General features: G+C 38.4%; 1 pseudogene. It reads right to left on the bottom strand.

The features are described 5' to 3' along the window. A pseudogene (locus ACFIKU_RS10210) lies at positions 1-599 on the bottom strand (hypothetical protein); the annotation flags it as partial.

Here is a 599-nt window from a genome sequence, read left to right as displayed (position 1 = left end):
TGATTCATTGAATAAAGCTGGTTGCCGGTAATCGCTTCTGTCGAACCTTTAGAAATTTCTCCATCCAATAAAAACTTCAATTTGCTATTTTCTTGTTTCGTTATAATTTCGCCATCTTGTGTTTCTGTTTTTATATGACGCGCAACAAACGCCTGAGCTTCATTGCTCCATAACAAAGAATCCTGTGCTACTCCTTCAGAAACCTCCTTAATCCTCTGATTGACATTCTTGATATTTGTATCAAGTCCTTCAAAAGCTGAACCGACATTGGTAAAAGGTTTCGCTGTTATCTTACCATCTGTATCAATCTCAGATAAACTATAGGTTGGACCTGTAAATGCACCATTATTAAAAGCTGCATTGCCCCCTAAATAAGTAACAAACTTATCATTCGTTTCAAAAAGCTGATTACCCGTGACAGCATCCGTTGATTTAGCGCTAATCTCACCATTGGCAAGAAATGTAATTCTACTGTTTTCCTGTGTCCTTACAGCCCTGCCTTTTTCTTCTTTGCTCTTTTCATGACGCGCTACAAAGGCATTGGCTTCATTACTCCAATTCAAAGAATCCTGCGCTACTCCTTCAGAAACTTCCTTAAT

Origin of the sequence: Bartonella sp. CM120XJJH, from assembly GCF_042194715.1 — a bacterium.
Lineage (GTDB): Bacteria > Pseudomonadota > Alphaproteobacteria > Rhizobiales > Rhizobiaceae > Bartonella.
Note: the sequence above shows the minus strand (reverse complement) of the source record. Positions and strands in the feature narration are given on the sequence as shown.